The following is an 18,544-nucleotide window of genomic DNA, read 5'->3' as shown; positions in this document are numbered from 1 at the left end:
CCGGACAGTGGTCGCTTCGGTCCGCGCGGGGCGCGTCCCGGGCCGGCGCCCGGCCCGGGACGCTTCGCGCTGGTCACGCGGCGTCGACGGTGACCAGGGCGGCCTGGTCGAAGTCGTAGCGGACCTCTCGGCCGGGGCCGGCGACCTCGGCGCACGACAGGTAGACGCGCCCGTCGGGCGAGATCTCCAGCTTCTCGACGACGTCGTTGGGCGGCGGGCACCGCTCGGGCAGCAGGATGTCGGTGTTGACCTTCATGTCGCCCAGGTCCATGCCGGTCAGCTGTTCGTGGAGGTACTGGGTCTGTTCCCAGGTGACGGGCGTGATGCCGCTGTCGGCGGCGTTGCCGACCAGGCGGACGCGGTGGAGCATCAGGTCGCGGGCGCCGAGGTCGCGCAGGCGCTCGGCGAGGGAGGGGATGGTGGTGATGTTCTCGCCGGTGAGCGTGCAGGTGGCGCCGATGGGGAGGTTGCGGCCGTGGGCCCAGGCGAGGGTGTCGAAGGCGGCGGTGAAGGAGCCGGGGCGGCGGATGCGGTCGTGGGCCTCGGCGGTGCCTCCGTCCAGGGAGACGCGGAGCATGTCCAGGTGTTCGGCGGCCCGGGTGAGGAAGGCCCGGCGCTTGTAGCCGTTGGTGCAGATCTCGGTGCGGTAGCCGAGGGACTTGGCGGAGGCCAGGACGGTGGGCAGGCCCTCGAACAGGAGGGGTTCGCCACCGAGCAGGCACACCCAGTGGGTGTCGTAGTGGTCGGCGAAGTAGGTGAGGGCGGCGGTGGCCTGGTCGACGGTGACGGTGTCGGGGCGCTTGAGGTCCTCGCCGTGGTAGCAGGTGGTGCAGGAGAAGTTGCAGCGGAACAGCAGCTCCAGGTAGAGCTTCTCGACCCGCTGGATGCCGGGGAGTACGGGTGCGGTGGCCTGGGTCATGCGCGGGCTCCTTCGATCAGCAGGGGCGGGATGGCGGTGCCGGCCAGCGCGGCGGTGAGGGTGCGGAGCTGGCGGGTGAGGCGGAACGGGTCGAGGTGGTCGATGCAGCGGGCGATCAGGTCGACGTGGGCCTGACTGCCCGCGATCCGGGCGAGCTCGGTGACGGTGGCCACAACGCCGGCGGCACCGGTGACGATCAGCTCGCGCGGCACAACCAGTTCCGCGGCACGCAGGGTGTGCGGGGCCAGCGGCAGACAGCCGGCGAGGACGGACTCGAAGAGGCGCTGGGTGAACTGGCCGCTTCGCGCGTACCGCTCGGGCGCGAGGAGCACGGTGGCTACCGCGGATCGGTAGAGCGGGGCGACCTCGTCGAAGGGGATGCGGCCGGTGAAGTTCACCTGCGGCCAGCGGGTGGTGCCGTTCCACTTCCCGGCCACCCGATGCGGCAGTTGGGCGGCAGCCGGGGCGAAGAACTCGTCGAAGGCGGCGTCGCGGTCGTACTGGTTGCCGACGTAGACCAGCGGCAGCAGGCGCCCGTGGGCCGCGAGCGCACCCGGATGCGCCTGGTCGAGGGCGTCGTCGGCGACCGGGAAAAGCAGGCTCACGGCTCCGGGCGACGGGTGGAGGGCCGGCTCGCACACCTGGACGTGCCCGACGGCCCGCAGCGGGTCGTCGACGGGCAGCTTGAGGTCCTTGTCCCACAGGACCGTGCGGACGGCGTGCCGGTGGGTGTAGTGGTCGAGGAGTTCCTGCTGCCGGTGCAGGTCGCAGGTGTGCCCGTCGGTGCCGCACGCCGTGGTGTTGCGGCCGGGGATGGACCAGCGCCATTCCAGGAACAGGGCGTCGATCTCAGGCAGGCCGTCGTCCCACCGGTAGGTGCCGGTGAGGTCGGTGCCGGCCTCGACCAGGTCCCGGTTGGCCTGGAGGAGGACGATCTCGTGGCCGGCGGCGATGAGGCCGTCCACCAGGGTGCGGCGGTGGCTGCGTCCGCCGTCGGGGGTGTCGGTGACGCCGGAGCCGAGGAAGCCCCAGCAGCTGTAGCCGATCCTCATGCCTTGGTCACCCACCAGTCCTCGATGAGGAGCGCGTCCAGGCCGGATTCGGCGAGGCAGTCCAGCGCCATCTCCGGGGTACCGCAGATCGGCTTGCCCTTGATGTTCAGGGAGGTGTTGATCAGCACGGGCACGCCGGTGAGTTCGGCGAAGGCGGTCAGGATGTCGGCGAGGAGCGGGTTGTCCCTGGGGGTGAGGGTCTGCACCCGCGCGGTGCCGTTGGTGTGGACGATCGCCGGGATCGTCTGGCGGGCCAGGTCGGTGACCGGGGAGGCCATCGACATGAACGGCGCTTCCTGGCCGAGGGTGAAGTAGTCGGCGGCCTTGTCGGCCAGGACGACCGGGGCGAACGGGCGGAACGGTTCGCGGAACTTCACGGTGGAGTTGAGCCGGTCGGCGACGCCGGGCCGTAGCGGGGAGGCGAGGATCGAGCGGTGCCCGAGCGCCCGGGGACCGGCCTCCACGCCGCCCTGGAACAGTCCGATGATCGCGCCCTCGGCCAGCTCGCGGGCTGCGAAGGCGGCCACGTCGTCGAGGCGGCGTGCGGTCATTCCGGGCCGAGGCTCGGCGGGCAGCTCCAGGCCGGGGAAGGACGGGCCGAGGTAGCAGGCGCGGGCCAGCCCGGCGGGGAGGTCGCCGTGCCGGTCGAGGTGGACGGCGGCTGCGGCGCCGATCGCGGTGCCTGAGTCCCCGGGGGCGGGCGGGACGGCGACCTCGTCGAACAGCCCGCTGGCGATGATCTTGCCGATGCTGACGCAGTTCATCGCGACCCCGCCGCCCACGCACAGCAGCCGGGCGCCGGTGCGCTCGCGGGCGATTCGCGCGAGGTGCAGCATCACCTGCTCGGTGCGTTCCTGGAGGGCGGCGGCGAGGTCGGCGTGGACCTGGGCGATCTCCTCGTCCGGTCGGCGCGGTGGGCAGGTGAGGGCGGTGAAGGCGGCGGTGAGCCGGGGGTAGCGGCGGTCCATGACCCGCAGGGCGATGAGCCGGTGGTCGAGCACGAAGCCGTTGGTGGTGAGCCGGACGGCCTTGGCGAACAGGGCCCGAAAGCGCTTCGGGTCGCCGAGGGCGGCCAGGGCCATGACGGTGCCCTCCTCGTCCCCGCGCCGCCACCCGAGGTGCTCGGTAACGGCGCCGTACACGTATCCGAGGGAGGCGGGGTCGTCGAGGGCGTGGACGATCCGGTACGCGCAGCCGCGCGCGCTCTGCCGTGCGTGGCCGATGGTGGTGGCCTGGACCTCGCCGAGACTGTCGACCACCAGGACGGCGGCCTCCTCGTAGCCGGACGCGGCGAAGGCGTAGAGGCCGTGGGCGCGGTGGTGCAGGACAGGCCGCACGGTGGCGTTCGGGAAGTTGCCGGCCAGCCAGGTCAGACGCTGGCGGGTGTTGGCGGCGACCTGGGCGAACGACCGGGCCCTCGGCAGGGCGCGTGCCGCGGTACTGGGCCGTACGGCGTGGGCGAGCGCGGCGGGGATGGCCCGCAGGTAGTTCTGCGGCGTGAAGTTGTAGGCGACGGCGCCGATGTCGGCGCGGGTCAGGCCCGCCTCGTCGAGGAGCCAGTCGATGGCCTTGGCCGGGTAGCTCTTGTCGTGCTTGACGGCGCTGAGCCGCTCCTCCTCGACGAACCCGGTGAGTTGGCCATCAATGAGCAGGGCGGCGGCCGAGTCGTGGGTGTAGGAGCACAGGCCCAGCACGGTGTTTCGGCGGGTGGTCATCGTCGGTCACCTCTTCGCCGGGATCGCCGGGGTGGGCATCGCGGCGAGCGGCACCTGGTGCTCACGCTGGTCGTACCAGGTGGCGAGGGCCTCGGGCAGCGGCCCCGGCACCTCGGCGGCGGTGGCGCGGGCCTCGTCGCGGTGCCCGGCCTTCCATAGCCGGTAGCTGGCCAGGACGGCGGCGAAGCCGTCCCAGACCGGGTGGCCGACCGCTTCGCCCATCGTGACCTGCTTCATCACCAGGTCGAAGTCCTCCCACGGGATGCCGAGCGGCTGCCACGCGGGCGAGGCGGGCGCGTCCGGGGCCAGGTGCCAGGCGGTGTCCTGGTGCTGGGCGTACAGGTGCAGGGAGTCGATGTGGTGGTGGTAGTCGCCGACCTCGGCACCGAGCCAGCCGGCCATCAGCTCGTGCAGGACGGTCGTGGTGATCAGGTCGTACGGAAGGCCGAGCCACACGTCCTGGCTCCGCATGCTGGTGTGCATCTCCAGGCGGCCCTCGCGCAGGTAGAAGCGGTAGCCGAGGGTGCAGGGGACGTCCTTGTGGCCGGCGGTGTCGCGGCCCGGGTCGAAGATCTGGACGACGGCGCGGCGGCTCTCGCTGTCGCGGGTCAACTGCCGCCGGACGTAGTCGAGCTGGTCCAGCCGCCCGTGCCAGCGCCGCAGGCGCGGGCCGTAGGCACCCTGGAGGGCTCCGTGGTCGGTGAGCGCGGCCAGGCGGCTGTTGAAGTCGTGGATCCAGTCGTCGCTGGAGCCGGAGAGGATCCAGACGGTCTCGGCGGCGGCGAAGGCGGGGTTGAGCACGCGGTGCGGGCTGAGGTGGACCATCCGGGCCGTCGGGTCGCTCAGCTTGAGGTAGGCGCCCATGAGTTCGGCGGTGGCCATGCCGCGCGGCGCGACGTTGCGACCCTGGGTGAGGATGGCTTTGCTGGCGCGGGTGAACAGCACGTTCGCGCTGTCCGCGGTGGTGACGAACACGATTCCTCCGGTGGGACGGTGGGGCGAGGTGGTTCAGGCGCGGACGGGCTGCGGGGAGTCGGCGGTCAGGTGGGTGAGCTGGCGGAAGATGCCCCGCCGGAGGTCCGTGCCGGGGGTCCAGCCCAGGAGGTCGGCCGCCCGGGAGTGGTCGGCGAGGGTGGTTTCCACGTCGCCGGCCTGGGCGGGCCGCTGGTTGATCGGGACCGGGTGCCCGCTCAGTTCCTCGACGGCGTCCAGCACCTCCAGCACGCTGGTGCTGACACCGGCTCCGATGTTGAGGACGGTCGTGCCGATCGCGGTGGTCGCGGCGGCGACGGCCGCGGAGACCACGTCGCCGACGTAGGTGAAGTCGCGGCTCTGACGGCCGTCCCCGTAGAGGTCCAGCGCCGGACCTCCGAGCGCTGCCGCCAGCGCGCGGCCGATCAGCATGTCGCCGCGCTGACGGGGCCCGTAGACGGTGAACAGCCGAAGCGCCACTGCGGTGACCGTGGACGTGGGCTTGCCCGCGTGGGCCAGGCACAGCTGTTCACCGGCGAGCTTGCTGACCGCGTACGGGGACTCGGGGCTCGGCGTGCGCCCTTCGGCGGTGGCGCCGCCGCCGGTGGTCCCGTAGACGCTGGACGAGGAGGCATACACCAGCCGGGGAACGCGGACGTCCTCACAGGCGGCCAGCACGCGTTCGGTGGCGAAGACGTTGCTGGCGGTGTACTCGGCGAACCGCTCGCCCCAGGAGCCGCGCACACCCGGCAGGGCGGCGAGGTGGAAGACCGCGTCGGCCTGCAAGAAGAGGGCCTGGAGCGGGGAGGTCCTCAAGTCGGCGGCGACGAAGGTGAAGCCGGGGTGGTCGAGGGCTCCGGTGAGGTTGGCCGCCGCGTCCGCGTCGGTGCGCGGGTCGCGGCGGTCCACGCCGATGACGGTCGTCCCGTCGGCGAGGAGGGCGTCGACCAGGTGCGAGCCGATGAATCCGGCCGCACCGGTGACGACCACCCTGGCCAGGGTGGTGCGGGGGTGCATCGGGGTGTGCTGCATGAAGGTCCCCCGGTGGGAGATGAGTTGAGACAGGATGACGGACCGAACGCGGGAGCAGAGCTCTCTCAAGCAACCGGCTCCCGATCCGGGAGAGTGCGTGCCGGCGGTGCCGTGAACTGCTGTTCGGCACCGAGTTGGTGCTGGGCGACGGTCCCGAGCAGCGCGAGCGTGACGATGTGGCCGAGCCCCCACAGCACGGTGAACGCGACACCCAGCGGGTCGCGGTGCGCGCCGCGGTGGCGACCTCGCTGCGGGTTCGCGGTTGCGTCCATGGCTGGGTCCCCTCCGCTCTCTTCGGACGTCGGCCGGTCCAGCGTCGCGGCGCGGCGGAGTGTTGCGGAACGTTTCCAGGGGGTTTCTCTCCGAGAGCACTCGTGCTGCGGCGGGTAGCACTACGCTCACCAACAGGGCCCACAGAGCCGGGGGTTGAGATGAGCGAAGGCATGCTGGCGGTCCACCCGCTCACCTACCTGCTGCAGTTACGCGGATGGGGAAAGAACCAGTTCGCGGGCATGATGCGCGACCGCGGTGCCGCGCTGAAGATCCACCTGGCGACCAATCGGACGCTGGTCTGGAAGTGGGAGCAGGGCCAGGAACCCGAGCCGGACGCCCAGTACGTTCTGGCGGACCTTCTCGGCGTCAATCCCCGTGCCCTGGTTGCCAATCCGTGGCCGCGATGGCTCCCGGTCTGGGAAGTGACCGGCATCACGGCGCCCTGGACGAAGACCGGTACCGTGGACGTACTGGTGGAACTGGTCAGGAGTGGTCATATGGATCGGCGGGGCTTTCTCACCATCACCGGGGCCGCCATGGCCACCGTCGCCGCGAGCTGGGCCTCCGCCTCGCCCGCCCTCGCCTCCGCCCTGAACGGCGACCAGGTGACCGACTCCATGGTCGACACCCTCGAAGCCCGCGTCGCCACCCTCCAGACCCTGGACGCCCAGATGGGCGGCGCCCGCCTCATCGAGCAGGCCCGCGGCGACCTCGCGATCATCACCACCCTGCTCAAGCAGGGCCGCCACACCGAAGCCGTCGAAGCCCGCCTGTACGGGCTGGCCGCCCAGGTCAACTACATCGCCGGCTGGATGGCCTACGATAGCGGCCTGCGCTCAGCCGGCCAGCAGTACTACCTCGGCGCCCTGCGCGCCGCCAAGACCGTCGGCGACGACGCCCTCGGCGCCTTCCTCCTCGCCGAGATGGGTGTCCACCTCTCCGACGCCGGCAACCCTGCCGAGCGCGTCGCCCAGGTCGAGACCGCCCTCGCCAACACTCCCTCGACGATGCAGCCCGGTGTCCGCAGCTACCTCGAACTCCACCACGCCGAGAGCCTCTCCCGCGACGGCCAGCACCAGAAGGCCGGCTCCGCCCTCAATCGCGCCCACGACCTCTGGACCAGGAACGGCGGCGACCAACTCCCCAGCTGGCTCTCCTGGTACGGCGACGCCCAGCTCAGCTCCACCGAGGGCAAGATCATGCTCCGCGCCGGCCAGGTCGAACGCGCCACCAGCGCCCTCGCCTCCTCCATCGACCACGCCGTCCCCCGCGGCCAGGCCGTCCGCTCCGGCCGCCTCGCCACCGCCCGCCTCGCCGGCAAGGACCTCGACGGCGCGCTCGACGCGGCCAACCGCGGCCTCGGCCTCCTCGAAACCAAGGTCCACTCCGTCCGCGCCGTCAGCCGCCTCACCAAGTTCGACGGCTACCTCAAGCCGTACGCTGCTGAGCCCGCCGTCGCCGAGTTCCGCGAGCGCCTGCGCGCGCTGCCGGCTATGGCGGCCTGATCAGAACTGCTGATTTCTACCATTTCGACCTGCCGGCTCCCGGCATGGCACGACGGATTCTGTGATCACTAGTTGTTCAGCTGGTTCCTGTGTTGGAGCCAGCTGCTTCGGTGCAGCCAAAACGGAGGATGCCCGGCCGCTTTCGATGCAATTGGGAAACCTGGTGCGACCGACTTGACATCCATCCCCAGGATGCGATCAAGTATTCCCGCCTGGCCCTTGCGAAGCGGCCAGCTCCGGGTATCCCGAACCGACCCTGTGATGCCGACGGACAACCCACTTCGCTGATGTCAGGGCCGTCGTACGAGCTAATGAACCATTCGCACGCGCCTTCTATGCCAGGTCGGGGCAACAGGGAAGGACTGTCGCGCGATGTCGATCCACCAGCAAGTAGCCAGTGCCCGAGAGCAGCTCACCGGAGAGTCGTTGCGTGGGGCAAGGCTCCGCGTCGAAGCCTTGGCGGACTGGTCTGTGCTGATCCCCGCACCGACAGAAACCCAGTCATTGCTTGAGTCGTTGCTTCTGCAGCGCATCGGCTCGCCAACGACCCCCAGCCGGTTCCCGCTGGGCATCGCCGAAGTTGTGCCACAGCGCGCTCGGCTTGACGTTTGGTTCGAAAGCCCTGAGTTTGTGAGCCCAGTTCTTGAGCTACTGCCCTACCGGGACACTCGCAAGTCGGTACGCGGCATCAAAGACCTGTGGGCCAAAGCTGTTGGGACCAGTGTCGAGATCGCCTTCGCACGCAATCCGGACTGCGGAGTGCTCGTGCTCAAGTCTCTGGAGAAGACTGACCTTGGCTCGGTCCTGTCTGACTACCAGTCACAATTGGAGAGTCGTCGACGTACGCCCTTGTGGAGCATTGACCCAAGTGCTCTACCACCTCTGCCTTTTCGGAACTATCGCCGAGGCCGCCCTCGTCGGGCAACGGAGATTGATCACCACAATTCAGCAGGGCAACTTGCCAGTGCTGTCTTGCGCCGCATTCGCTTGTGGGATCGTCTGGCGGGCCACATCAGCCTGAACGTCAGCACGCAATTGGCCGACCACGGCCTTGACTGGCAGATCACCCGCGGGCTGACATCAGGCAGTGCGGTACACGATGAGCGGCTCGTCTCCGTGTTGCAAGACCCCATCGCAGGCCCAGGTCTTGTTGTTGACCTAGCCAACCACGATTGCAGCGAGGGCGTTTGTGTTCTGCGGTTCGTTGCACCTTCTCGCTTTCCGAGCGGTTGGGCCAGCGTGCTCACTGTCCGCACCGTGATCGCGGACGCTCCAGCGGTGCGAAGGTCGACGAAGCCTCGCTCCTTCGAGGTACTGGGCGAGGTCCCATTTCCCAGTCGACCGGGCCGGGGCGGGGGTTCCGCAGTGGTGCCGGATGTCGTCACGCGTGGCGGGCCCGCAGCTGATGCCGACAGAAGCCAACGAGTCTCTCTCGGTCGTTGCATTCAGCTGCTGGCTCCCCGGTTCTCCAAGAGCCCGTGGGAGCTGCGTCGAGCCGCCACCCAGATCGGTGCTGCGTGGGCTCTGCAAGGTGACCGAGTCCTCGTCCTGACAACATCGCAAAGTGATCGACCGTCGCGGATCCCTCGGCGATATGGAGAGCCGGAGTGGCCAACTGCGCAGCGTCCAATGTCACCGGCCGACGCTACCTCCTGGCGAAGGCTTCGCATCGTGCCCGGGGAAGGGGACCTCTACGACTACACCTCCTATGGATATCGCAGTGAGATGCAACCTGTACTCACACGCGCACGGCAGGAATTCGATTGGATCGTCTTTAGCGACGGCTTTGACGATCACGGTATGGGGCCCTACGTAGATGAGCATGCCGATGACTACCTCGTGCTCGTTGGCAGTGGGGGCTACGAGACCACTGTGACGATCACTGAGAGCCGCGACGGAGATGCCGTGAAGCGGGAGATCCCGCTCAGCGCTGCGGAGGCAGCGATGGCTTGGCGCGAACGCAACCTGACCTGCATCCCGTTCGATCGGGTTCCAATCAGTGGCTTGATCCTTCAGCAGCCGATGCAGGACATTGAAGTCTTTGATGACTTTGTCTACCAGGTCGACGCCGAGCTTGCGCGGTGGGGTACCCCGGTACTCGCTAGGCTCCCCTATGACGGTCCCATGGATCGGTCAGGTACGGTCCTGGATGCTGTCAGCGAACAGTATCAGCGCACGTTCCTTGAGCAGTGCGCCTTGATCAAGTCGGCCCTCTCCTCAACTCGGTCATACGGTCCTCCTATCCATTCAAAGCCTGGTCAGCGGCGTAACCGAGATGTCAGGAGCACTGTCGAACAGGCGGTATCGGCGCGCTTCCCGCAGCACCTCCTGAAGAAGGCCAGGTAGGCCCGGTGTCGTTGTTCCTGGAGCGTAGCAAGTCCGCAATTGCGACCTCTATCGTCGCTTTGGCTCCTTCCCAGATGCCGGCATGGGTGACCGCACTCGCGATTCTGGCGGTGCTGGCCTACTGCGTGGTTAAGACTGTCTTCCCACAGGACTCGCCGGACCGATTGGAGTGGTGGAAGGAGCGCCGGAAGACGCATCTGACGCGGCGGCGACCGAGGTGGCGGACGTCGTGCTCATATAGGGAGTCGACGAGGCCAGCTCGCGAGGCGTTCGCGGGCGTTCAGGTCCTTGAGCCCGCAACGGACGTGGATGTGGGCGTCTCGGTCGAAGTCGTGTCTGTCCTAGACCGCGAACAGATCAGAGTTGACAGAACAATTAGGCGGCACCTGTCCGGTGGGGACTACTAGTTCTGCGGGCAGTTCGAGAGGAAGGCATCTTCTCTGCTGGCAGGGCTCAGCGGCCACTGGGACGGCAGATTATGTGAGGGGGCCGGGAAGACCGGCCCCCTCGGCACCTTTAGAGGAAGTGCCGCGCTGTCCAGAGAAGAGCCTCGATGAGTACTCGGGCCACGAGGGACCTGAGGACCTTCTGGCCTAGATCTGTGCAATACGCGCGCTTTTTGTCCGAAGATGCCACAGAGGCCCCCTCAGTCACGGCGTAGAGCCGCTCCGCCGACCGGACGGACTCAAGTCGAGTCCGCTTTGCGGTGTGCCTTGAAACCCGCCGGTCGCCAGTTGGCAGCGCAGGCAACAAGCTACACCTTCGAGACCTTGGTCAGCGAGCGCATCAAGCGTGCTGCGTGGATGGGACGACAGATGTGTGGAAACGGGCTCGTGGCGACGACTGGTCATACTGGCGCCGGCTATTTGCCAGACTGGACACATGTATGTGAAGGGTGGAGAGACCAGGGCTTCCTGGTGCACGGAACTGGCACATGCGCTGAGGGACCGCAAGTACGAGGCCAATGAGCGTGACCTGGGATGGGTCGAGGCGCTGGACCAACTGCGCGAGTGGCTTGGTGACTCGCGGCCCTACACGACACAGCACCGGCGTTCCTGGGAATCAGCGATCGCGGACTTTGCGTACGCGACCAGCCGTCTCCCAGGCCGCGCACGTAGTGTGCTGGGCGTGTCCCTGGCGGACCTGTCCCTGGCCCTGGGGCAGTTGCCTGAGGCGCGGGGGGAGGTTCGAGCACGAGCAGTAGTGCTGGCGGGCAGTCTGGACACTGCCTTGGCCAGTACGCAGCTCCTGGGGGCGGTCTGGAACGACCTGGTGGAAATGGTGCAGGGGCCGGCAGGGGCCGACGACGTGACCGGACTCGTCCGTATGCTGAGAACGCTCCTGCATCGTTCGGACCGTGATGCCGACCGGCTCTTTCAGGTCGTGACTGGAATCCTGTACGACCAGGCCACAGCAATAAGGAGCGCACAAGTGCTTCTCGGAGAACAGGACGGTCTCGCTAGGAGCCCGAAGGGCCTGCCGAGCTTCTACACACAACCTGCTGGTTTGCCGCATTCAGAGCGCGCCGGCCTGTGTAGACGCGTACTGGAGATCCCGCCACGTGATGCCCACCACATTGTGTGGCACGCATTCGACAATGCTCGGATCGGCCAGATGGTCCAGGAGTTTGGCCCGGTTACGCTCTACCATCGCGACTGGCTGCACGGGACCATCGTGGAGAACGGCCCGCACAAGCACACCCTTCCGGTGGAGATCAGCTCGCCTGACGCGGACTTCCCCGCCGATCTGCTGCCCGAAGGAAGAGACGTCGTGATAGCCCGGGTGGACCTCGGGGTCCGGGCGCGGTCCGCCGCCCCGGTTGATTCCCAACTCCAGGCCAGATCGCTGGTTGCTGCCGCTTCGTTCCCCGAAGCACAGCATGGCTGGCAGATGTTCAACGGATACATCCACTTCGGGGACGGGTACCGCACCGACGAGTTCTTCAGCAAGCCAGAAGAGGACCGCACGGAGCAGGCGCCGTTCGGCCACCTCGACGTGACCGCCCGACGGCTCTCCGAACTCGCCCCGCGTGTTATCCCGTTCTTGCCAGAAACGAGCTCAGATCTAGCGGCCGTGATTGACGCGATCGGCTGGTGGAAAAGCACTGGGACCCAGCCCGCCCACCCTGCTGTGATCCTCGACGTCAGAATCCTGGAGATCCTCTCCGCCGCGACATCGGGAGGGCCCTGGTACGAATTCCTTGACTGCTACTACAAGAACGCGTGGATCCATACGCAGATCGCCGGGCGCCTCGTGCAGTTGGCATGGCGCGCACTGGACCACCGAAACCATCTCGACCCTCAAACCGCAGCACAGATCGAACGGCGTCGCAGGACCCTTGTCCTTCATGAGGCGTCGCCTGGCTTTCGTGTCGACCTCGCCCAGGTCATTGCCAGTCTCCCTTTCCTGACTGCCGTCTACCCAGAGAACATGCCGAATCGTAGGCGAGCAACCGACTTGGTCCACCGCCTCGCGGACAGCGATTCTCGGGCCGAGTGGTACAGCGCGCTGGAAGGCACATGGTCACGTGCGGTGTGCCGGCTGCGGTCGGTACGAAATTCCATTGCGCACGGCGGCCCCTCGACAATCGCAGCGGTCGCCACGGTCGCCCCGTTTGCCCACGGCCTCGCGGGTGACGCGCTGCTGGACAGTCTGACCGGACTGATAGAGGGACACAGCCAGGAACAAGGGCAGGAGGGCAGGCGCAATCGGGAAGACCGCTGGGTGCGTCAGTGGCTGTCGGGAGCATCGGCGGCGGAGGCTTTCTCCAATACCCCTTCGTAGCTCACAGGGTTCGGCTGGAGCCGCTCTGGCTGTCTTTGTCGCCAGCTACCTCTGATCGTTGATTGGTGTCTCATGGCGGCGTGACGGCGGCCAGCTCAGTGACGCTGGTGCCGCACTACTGGGCTGCCGCCAGGCTGCCCAGGTGCAGGCCAGCGGTCCTGGCAGCGCGCAAGGCGTCCCTGGCGCGCGCCGCGCCGCTGCGGGTGACCTGCTCGCTCCCGCCGACGCCGACCGTTCGCGCACCGAGGCCCGCGCATGCCCGACAGATGCCCGGCTGGGGCACCGGGTCGTGGCACTTGGAGCACTCGGCGTACCGGGTCGCTGCGGGTCGTACAGCGGGTTGGACGGGCGGTATCTTGCGCTCCAGGCGGTAGCGGAGCACCGCGACGGCCGAGTGCATCGGGGCGGGCAGGCCCGGCAGCAGGGCCTGGGCAAGGTCGGCCTGGGTCGCGCCGTGCTCCAGCCACTGCGCGACGAGGGGCGCGAGTTCCTCGGCTTCGGCCTGGCCGAGCCGCAGGCGCGGCTCGGGCCGGATCACTCGGAACAGCGTGGCAACCGCCTCGCGGACCTGCTCGTCCGGCACCGCCACGGGCTGCTCGGCGGTCTCCTCCTCGGGGTCTTCCGACCGCCCTCCCGTCCTCGTCAGCGGTTGGTCGGCGAGGACCGGCTCGGCGGGATGGGAGGGTTCTTTCACCAGGTCCTTTACAAGGACGCCAGCGCCACCGGTGGTCGCTTCACCGGAGGCCGGACGGGTGACACCCGGCAGCACCGTGAGCTGCGGGGTGTCGTAGACATGGGTCTCGGTGATGATCGTGCCGTCCGGCATGCGGATCTTCTCGACCCGATAGAAGCCGGCCTCGGCCAGCTCCTTCAGGGCCTTGCGGATCGCGCCCCGGCCCTGCGGGCTGGTGTCGGCCATGTGCCGACCGTCCTCGCGCCAGCCGTCGGGCCGGGAGAGGAGGTCCGCGAGCAGGCCGCGGGCGGTGTAGGAGAGCCGTCGGTACTGCAGGACAGCGTTGGGGAGCACGGTGAAGTTGCGCACGTGGGCGCTACGATGGACGCGCATCGGGAGGTACCACTCCTGGTGCCGGACCCCGGAGCGTTGGCGCGCTGCCGGGGTCGCCTATTTGTGGTTAGGCCACGGAACGTAGCACACGCACCGTTCGAAGATCGACACGATCGGCGAGCGATCGCGATCACACATCCGCCGGGCGCAACCGACCTCTCGGTGACCGCTGAGTGTCAGCTACTGCCATCGCGATAGGTCGTGAGCGGCTGCGGTCCAGCCGGGCAGCCGAACCAGCCGCAGTGAACATCCAGCGCCAGAGCAAGCTGCCCTCGGCACCACCTGCGACCTGACCCACTGAAGCGCTTGTGCAAGTTCTATGACATCAACTAAAGTGCGCTTGGCTGTGATGTGCTTCGATGGAAAGTGCTGACCTCAAGGAGCTCTGACGCATGGACGTGCCGCTCTCTCCCTGGATGACCGAGCTGTTCGGTGAGCAGGCGCTCGCCGTCCGTACCGGGCTGGGCCAGGCCCTCCGGAACATGCAGGCCAATGCGCAGGCCGTCCAGGAGCAGGCGGACGTCCGGACGAAGCACCCGTTCGGGACTTCGCGGTGGGCCGGCCAGTTCGAGCGGGTCTACGAGGAGCTCAGGGAGCTTCCCGGGGCCAAGCCGGTGAAGCCGTACCGCTTCCCATTCGAGCTGATGCTGGTCGGACGAGGCCTGATCTACCCGTTCCTCTACGCGAGGACCCGGTCCGACATCCTGACCGCGCGCGTACCCAGCAACTCCGGGATGGTCCGGGAGCTGTTCGCCTTCGCCCCGGCTCCGGCGGCTCCGACAACTGTCCAGGGCGCCTTCGACTTCGAGTTCGCCGCACCGCCCGAGGAACCGGCAGTCGAACTGCACGGCGGTCTCACCGCTGTGCCTCCGGACACCTGTCTTGTCCTGGTGCCCTTTGCCTGCAACTCCTCGGACCTTCTGGAGGCGCAGTGGGGCATCGCCGCTCCCAGCGCCAACGGGCTGTTGGACTGGGTAGGCGGACCGGAGGCACTGCCGCTTCCGGAGACCGTCACCTTCCATGGGAAGCGCCTGTCGTCCATCCCGGCTCAGGTCGGACCCGCAATTCTGGAGCACACCAGCTTCGACCAGGGTGAGACGCCTACTCTTGCCATGTCGTCCCGTTCGAACGTGGATCGAACGCTCAACGTGACGCCACTGACCGAAGCGGAACCAGCGAACCCTCAGATCAACGAAAACGATGCGACGAACTAGGCAAGACCTCATCCCGGGACTGGAAGAACGTGGGATCACCCCTCGTGCCGTCATCGACGGTTTCGATCCAGCCCGGCTCACCCAGGCCCGCCGACTGGCGGAGATGACCAAGAAGGATGTCGCTGAGCGGCTCGGTGTCACGCCGGCCGCCGTCGGCCAGTACGAGACGGGAGTTGCCAAGCCCAGACCGGAGCTGGTTCCCGGCCTGGCGGACATCCTCAGCGTGCCGCTGTCGTTCTTCTTGGCCGGTCGGCCGAGCAGCCGCCTCGATGCCTCGATGGCTCATTTCCGGAGCCTTCGCAGCACTCCGAAGGCCCAGCGCGAACGGGCGCTGGCCTTCGCCGAGCAGGTCTGGGAACTGACCTACGCCCTGGAGCTGCGGGTACAGCTGCCAGCCGTGGACCTGCCCGGCTTTGCCGGAGGGGAGGTGCATCCCGGCGAAGAGCTACCGACAGAGCCTGCGGCGGCGGCGCGAGAGCTGCGTTGCCGTTGGGGTCTGGGGGACGGTCCGGTCACCCACCTCGTGAGGCGGATGGAGTCCCACGGCATCATCGTGGTCATGCCGCCGGCGGGCGACACATCGGCCACAACTGTCGACGCATTCTCCTCCCGGACTGCCCGGCCCCTCGCGGTCCTGACGTCCAATCGTGCTGATGACGTCTACCGGCACCGCTTCACCGCCGCACACGAGTTGGGTCATCTGGTGCTTCACGGCGACGCCACCGGGGACAGCCGGCAGGAGAAGGAAGCTGACGCCTTCGCGGCCGAGTTCCTCACCCCGCAGTCCAGCATCCTGCCGCTCCTCCCTCGCCGCATGGACCTCGCGCGCCTGGCCGAACTGCGGCGCACCTGGGGCGTCTCCATACACTCGTTGATCTACCGCTGCCGTGAACTCGGGCTGACCTCGGATGCGACGACCAGCCGCGCCTACCAGCGCTTGCGCGCGCTCGAAGGGCAGCCGGGATTCGCGTCCGAGTCGGTCAACGGCTTCTCCGGCGAACAGCCCGCCCTCCTGCGCCAGGCCTTCGAACTCGCGGCCGAGGAGGACGGCCTCACGGTCGAGAAGCTCGCCCGTGAACTCGCTTGGAAGTCGGAACGCGTCTGTGAGCTGCTGGGAGTGCGGAATGAGCGCCCGGTGCTTCGCCTGATCAGCAGTCATTCTTGACGCCAAGGCCTGGCCATGGCTGGCTGATAGGGAGACCGGCTCGATGCCGGTCTCCCTATCGGCTCTTCGCTGGCGAAGAGCCTTTGCGCTCGGGTTCTTCGGTCAGCTGAGGTAGGTGTGCCGGAAGAGCCCGTCGAAGCCGAGGCCTCGGTACATCTCGTCGAAGGACGCCCACACCTGCTCGTCTTTCGCGGCGCCTCGCGCGGCGGTGACGTCGGCGGTCTCCAGCTCGTGTTCCCGCCACTTGTATTCCGTTGCAGGTTCCTGCTCGTTGCCGAGCTGCCTTGGTGACTTTGGCCCGCGTACGTCTTGGCCGTCAGCTTGTAGGACGAAGGTTGGGGGTGGCGGGCGGCCATCGCAGCTTGCGATAGGCGTTCGTTGGTCTGGTCGATTCCTGCGGGCATACCTCACGTCTGGTCATCGATACGCTGAGCCCGTGAGTCAGCACCCTGCCCAAGCCGACCGACGTCGTCCCGGCCTCTGGTACGTCCTTACGCCGATCCTGAGCGTAGGCCTGCTCGCCTGCGCACCGTTCTGGCACGCCTCCACGCGGTTGTCCCGCGCTCATCAGCGCGATGCAGCGAAGGCTCGCCGCCTGGCCATCGTGTTCACCGCCGTCCTCGCCGGCGGCCTACTCATCCCTCCTGCCGCAGGCTTCACCGCGCTCGCCGGGATGATCATCGCCCCGATCCTCGCCTCGCCGTACCGATCCCTGATCTATGGCAACACCGCTCAGCAGCCGATACCGGCCGCTTCGGAGCCCGCTGGCGCTCTCGCCGTGGCCCAACAGGCCCGAGCCCTGCGGGCCGAGGCGCGCCGTATCGTTCAGGACGATCCTGCCATGGCCCGTGAGCTGGGTATCGGCCGACCGGGCCGAGGCAACGGGTACGACGACGGCGGGCTGCTCGATCTGAACAGCGCCAATGCCCAGACGATCGCTCAGGTACTCGATGCCAGCCCAGATATGGCCGAACGCATCGTCACCGCCCGCCGGGAGATTGGCGGCGCGTTCCGCTTGCTGGATGAGGTCATCACGTTCGCGAGCCTCACCGAGGGCGAAGAGCTGGTCGTCCGTGAACGCGGAGTCCTACTGCCGTGTTGAACAGCACGTCGGGAGCCTCAGGGAGGAGGCGCTGGAATTCGGCGCGGTCCTGGTCGGTCATGGTGGCGACGAGGCCAGTTCCGGTGGCGGCGTGGTCGGGGAGCGCGATCCAGTACCGGTAGGCGAGGACGCGGAGGGCGTCGAGCGGGTCGACGAGGTCTCGCTTCAGCAGGAGCTTGTACACGTCGAAGAGGGCTTCGAGCTCTTCCTCTCCGGCGGCGTCGGCGATGGCCTGCTCGGGCTCGCTGAACGGGCGCCCGTCTTGGTGGGACCAGGTGTTGGTGTCGTCGCGGTAGACGAAGTCCGCGTCGAACAGCAGCTTCATGATGTTGCGGTTGACGAGGTTGGGAGTGGTCAAGGCTCTCCTTGGGGAGTTGCATGTGGATGCGCGGCTGTCGGCGGCTTGGTGGCCGTCGCTCGGTGGTGGTCTGGCGAATCGCTTCTGTGCGTTCCGGGGCCGTTAGCCTCGGGGTTCAGCGCTTGCGGCGTTGGGGGTTGAGTCCGGGCTGGTGTGCCAGGGCCGGCTGATCCGTGCCGAGTGCGGGTGTGACGGGCCTGGTGGTGCGGAGGCGGGCGGCGTCGGCGGCGCGGTTGGGTTTGGGGTTACGGCTGGTGTGCTGGATGCGGCCGAGGAGGACCTTGGCGGGCTGGCGAGCCGTGGCGAGTTCGCGGCGGGCGGCTGCCTCGGTGAGGAGTTGGCGGGGTTGGTGGCCGCTGGCTTCGGCGTCGGCGAGGACGGTGGCGAGGGCGGGCCAGGTGGGGTCGGCGAGGATCCGTGCGGCGTGGCTGGGGATGGCGGCGCGGAGGTCGTGAGCGAGGTCGTTGATCGTCTCCTGGGCGGGCTGGCGGTGGGCGAGGGCGGCGAGGTGTTCGGCGGCGGCCTGGTCGTAGGCGCCCTGCAGGTGCTGGACGGCGAGCTGGGCGGCCTGGGCCTGCTGGTGGTGGCCACGGGCCTGGTGCCAGCGGCCGGCGAGGACCGCCGCCCAGACGAGGGCGGCGATCAGGACGGTGAGGGCGTTGCCGCCGGGTCCGTCGCCGGCGTGGAGGATGTCGCGGGCGGCCCGACGCAGGTCGGCGGCGGCTCGGTGGTCGGCGCGTACCCGGGAGTGTTGGGCGCGGGCGAACGTGCGGGTGGCGGCTTGTAGTTCGGCGCGCAGCTCGTCGGGTGCTCGCTGGGCGGTGGCGTTGATGATGTCGCCGAGGGCGGTGATCTGGGCCTGCGCGAGCGCGCTGTCCCCGGTGTCTCCGTCGGCTTCGGTGAGGTGGAGGGTGTCGAGGGCGTCAGTGGTGCGCTGCCAGCTGGTGCTGTGGCGGTAGCGGAGGGCGGTGGGGTGCTCCTCCGGGGCGCTGGTGGCGAGGAGTGCTTGGAGCTTGGGCAGGGAGAGATCAGGGGCGATCT

Annotated in this window: 16 protein-coding genes; 8 read left to right on the top strand and 8 right to left on the bottom strand. The window is 68.3% G+C overall.

Annotation, left to right across the window (positions count from 1 at the left end; all coding sequences use genetic code 11):
- Window positions 1-73: 73 nt before the first annotated feature.
- The 6 genes from ACFVX9_RS02900 to ACFVX9_RS02875 all read right to left on the bottom strand — a co-directional run bounded on the left by ACFVX9_RS02900 (window position 74) and on the right by ACFVX9_RS02875 (window position 5,962).
- Window positions 74-919: a radical SAM protein gene (locus ACFVX9_RS02900; protein WP_380369697.1), complete on the bottom strand. Its 846-nt coding sequence runs from the start codon at window positions 917-919 to the stop codon at window positions 74-76.
- The gene (locus ACFVX9_RS02895; RefSeq protein WP_387980050.1) at window positions 916-1,971 is read right to left on the bottom strand and encodes a hypothetical protein; all 1,056 of its coding nucleotides are present in this window, start codon (window positions 1,969-1,971) and stop codon (window positions 916-918) included. The genes ACFVX9_RS02900 and ACFVX9_RS02895 overlap by 4 nt, the downstream gene beginning before the upstream one ends.
- Window positions 1,968-3,686, bottom strand: a complete 1,719-nt coding sequence (locus ACFVX9_RS02890) for a carbamoyltransferase (protein WP_380369693.1) — start codon at window positions 3,684-3,686, stop codon at window positions 1,968-1,970. The genes ACFVX9_RS02895 and ACFVX9_RS02890 overlap by 4 nt, the downstream gene beginning before the upstream one ends.
- A gap of 6 nt (window positions 3,687-3,692) precedes the next feature.
- Window positions 3,693-4,661 carry a thymidylate synthase gene (locus ACFVX9_RS02885; RefSeq protein ID WP_380369690.1) on the bottom strand — a complete coding sequence of 323 codons (969 nt, stop codon included), beginning with the start codon at window positions 4,659-4,661 and terminating at the stop codon, window positions 3,693-3,695.
- 33 nt (window positions 4,662-4,694) lie between these two features.
- Window positions 4,695-5,690, bottom strand: a complete 996-nt coding sequence (locus ACFVX9_RS02880) for an NAD-dependent epimerase/dehydratase family protein (RefSeq protein WP_380369687.1) — start codon at window positions 5,688-5,690, stop codon at window positions 4,695-4,697.
- Between the two features lie 65 nt (window positions 5,691-5,755).
- Window positions 5,756-5,962, bottom strand: a complete 207-nt coding sequence (locus ACFVX9_RS02875) for a hypothetical protein (RefSeq protein ID WP_380369684.1) — start codon at window positions 5,960-5,962, stop codon at window positions 5,756-5,758.
- A 159-nt stretch (window positions 5,963-6,121) separates the two neighbouring features.
- On the opposite strand from ACFVX9_RS02875, the gene ACFVX9_RS02870 reads away from it, so the two are divergent.
- From ACFVX9_RS02870 to ACFVX9_RS02855, 4 genes are all read left to right on the top strand, one after another.
- Window positions 6,122-7,468 (top strand): transcriptional regulator, encoded by a 1,347-nt coding sequence (locus ACFVX9_RS02870; protein WP_387980045.1) that lies wholly within the window; start codon window positions 6,122-6,124, stop codon window positions 7,466-7,468.
- Between the two features lie 372 nt (window positions 7,469-7,840).
- Window positions 7,841-9,814, top strand: a complete 1,974-nt coding sequence (locus tag ACFVX9_RS02865) for a hypothetical protein (RefSeq protein WP_380369680.1) — start codon at window positions 7,841-7,843, stop codon at window positions 9,812-9,814.
- A 5-nt stretch (window positions 9,815-9,819) separates the two neighbouring features.
- Complete coding sequence (locus ACFVX9_RS02860; RefSeq protein WP_380369677.1) at window positions 9,820-10,221, top strand: hypothetical protein; 402 nt, start codon at window positions 9,820-9,822, stop codon at window positions 10,219-10,221.
- A gap of 475 nt (window positions 10,222-10,696) precedes the next feature.
- Window positions 10,697-12,598 carry a hypothetical protein gene (locus tag ACFVX9_RS02855; protein ID WP_380369674.1) on the top strand — a complete coding sequence of 634 codons (1,902 nt, stop codon included), beginning with the start codon at window positions 10,697-10,699 and terminating at the stop codon, window positions 12,596-12,598.
- 115 nt (window positions 12,599-12,713) lie between these two features.
- On the opposite strand, the gene ACFVX9_RS02850 is transcribed toward ACFVX9_RS02855, so the two are convergent.
- A complete protein-coding gene (locus tag ACFVX9_RS02850; RefSeq protein WP_380369671.1) occupies window positions 12,714-13,664 on the bottom strand; it encodes a hypothetical protein in 951 nt (316 codons plus the stop codon).
- Between the two features lie 392 nt (window positions 13,665-14,056).
- On the opposite strand from ACFVX9_RS02850, the gene ACFVX9_RS02845 reads away from it, so the two are divergent.
- The 3 genes from ACFVX9_RS02845 (at window position 14,057) to ACFVX9_RS02835 (ending at window position 17,145) form a co-directional block, all read left to right on the top strand.
- A complete protein-coding gene (locus ACFVX9_RS02845; RefSeq protein WP_380369668.1) occupies window positions 14,057-14,878 on the top strand; it encodes a hypothetical protein in 822 nt (273 codons plus the stop codon).
- Window positions 14,865-16,043 carry a helix-turn-helix domain-containing protein gene (locus ACFVX9_RS02840; protein WP_380369665.1) on the top strand — a complete coding sequence of 393 codons (1,179 nt, stop codon included), beginning with the start codon at window positions 14,865-14,867 and terminating at the stop codon, window positions 16,041-16,043. The genes ACFVX9_RS02845 and ACFVX9_RS02840 overlap by 14 nt, the downstream gene beginning before the upstream one ends.
- A gap of 436 nt (window positions 16,044-16,479) precedes the next feature.
- Entirely contained in the window at window positions 16,480-17,145 is a 666-nt protein-coding gene (locus tag ACFVX9_RS02835) for a hypothetical protein (protein ID WP_387980041.1), read from the top strand.
- Here ACFVX9_RS02835 and ACFVX9_RS02830 read toward each other — a convergent pair.
- Window positions 17,090-17,503 (bottom strand): hypothetical protein, encoded by a 414-nt coding sequence (locus ACFVX9_RS02830; protein ID WP_380369660.1) that lies wholly within the window; start codon window positions 17,501-17,503, stop codon window positions 17,090-17,092. The genes ACFVX9_RS02835 and ACFVX9_RS02830 overlap by 56 nt on opposite strands.
- 256 nt (window positions 17,504-17,759) lie before the next feature.
- Between ACFVX9_RS02830 and ACFVX9_RS02825 the strand changes: the two genes are divergently transcribed.
- Complete coding sequence (locus ACFVX9_RS02825; RefSeq protein WP_380369658.1) at window positions 17,760-18,290, top strand: hypothetical protein; 531 nt, start codon at window positions 17,760-17,762, stop codon at window positions 18,288-18,290.
- Window positions 18,291-18,544: the final 254 nt, after the last annotated feature.

The organism is Kitasatospora sp. NPDC058243 (assembly GCF_042882025.1).
In the GTDB taxonomy this organism is placed as follows: Bacteria; Actinomycetota; Actinomycetes; order Streptomycetales; family Streptomycetaceae; genus Kitasatospora.
This window is presented reverse-complemented; position numbering and strand designations above follow the sequence as displayed.

What these genes read in the sequence shown, in the direction of transcription:
- ACFVX9_RS02900 (WP_380369697.1), bottom strand. Translation starts at nt 919, where the DNA reads ATGACCCAGGCCACCGCACCCGTACTCCCCGGCATCCAGCGGGTCGAG.
- ACFVX9_RS02895 (WP_387980050.1), bottom strand. Translation starts at nt 1,971, where the DNA reads ATGAGGATCGGCTACAGCTGCTGGGGCTTCCTCGGCTCCGGCGTCACC.
- ACFVX9_RS02890 (WP_380369693.1), bottom strand. Translation starts at nt 3,686, where the DNA reads ATGACCACCCGCCGAAACACCGTGCTGGGCCTGTGCTCCTACACCCAC.
- ACFVX9_RS02880 (WP_380369687.1), bottom strand. Translation starts at nt 5,690, where the DNA reads ATGCAGCACACCCCGATGCACCCCCGCACCACCCTGGCCAGGGTGGTC.
- ACFVX9_RS02875 (WP_380369684.1), bottom strand. Translation starts at nt 5,962, where the DNA reads ATGGACGCAACCGCGAACCCGCAGCGAGGTCGCCACCGCGGCGCGCAC.
- ACFVX9_RS02870 (WP_387980045.1), top strand. Translation starts at nt 6,122, where the DNA reads ATGAGCGAAGGCATGCTGGCGGTCCACCCGCTCACCTACCTGCTGCAG.
- ACFVX9_RS02865 (WP_380369680.1), top strand. Translation starts at nt 7,841, where the DNA reads ATGTCGATCCACCAGCAAGTAGCCAGTGCCCGAGAGCAGCTCACCGGA.
- ACFVX9_RS02855 (WP_380369674.1), top strand. Translation starts at nt 10,697, where the DNA reads ATGTATGTGAAGGGTGGAGAGACCAGGGCTTCCTGGTGCACGGAACTG.
- ACFVX9_RS02850 (WP_380369671.1), bottom strand. Translation starts at nt 13,664, where the DNA reads ATGCGCGTCCATCGTAGCGCCCACGTGCGCAACTTCACCGTGCTCCCC.
- ACFVX9_RS02845 (WP_380369668.1), top strand. Translation starts at nt 14,057, where the DNA reads ATGGACGTGCCGCTCTCTCCCTGGATGACCGAGCTGTTCGGTGAGCAG.
- ACFVX9_RS02840 (WP_380369665.1), top strand. Translation starts at nt 14,865, where the DNA reads ATGCGACGAACTAGGCAAGACCTCATCCCGGGACTGGAAGAACGTGGG.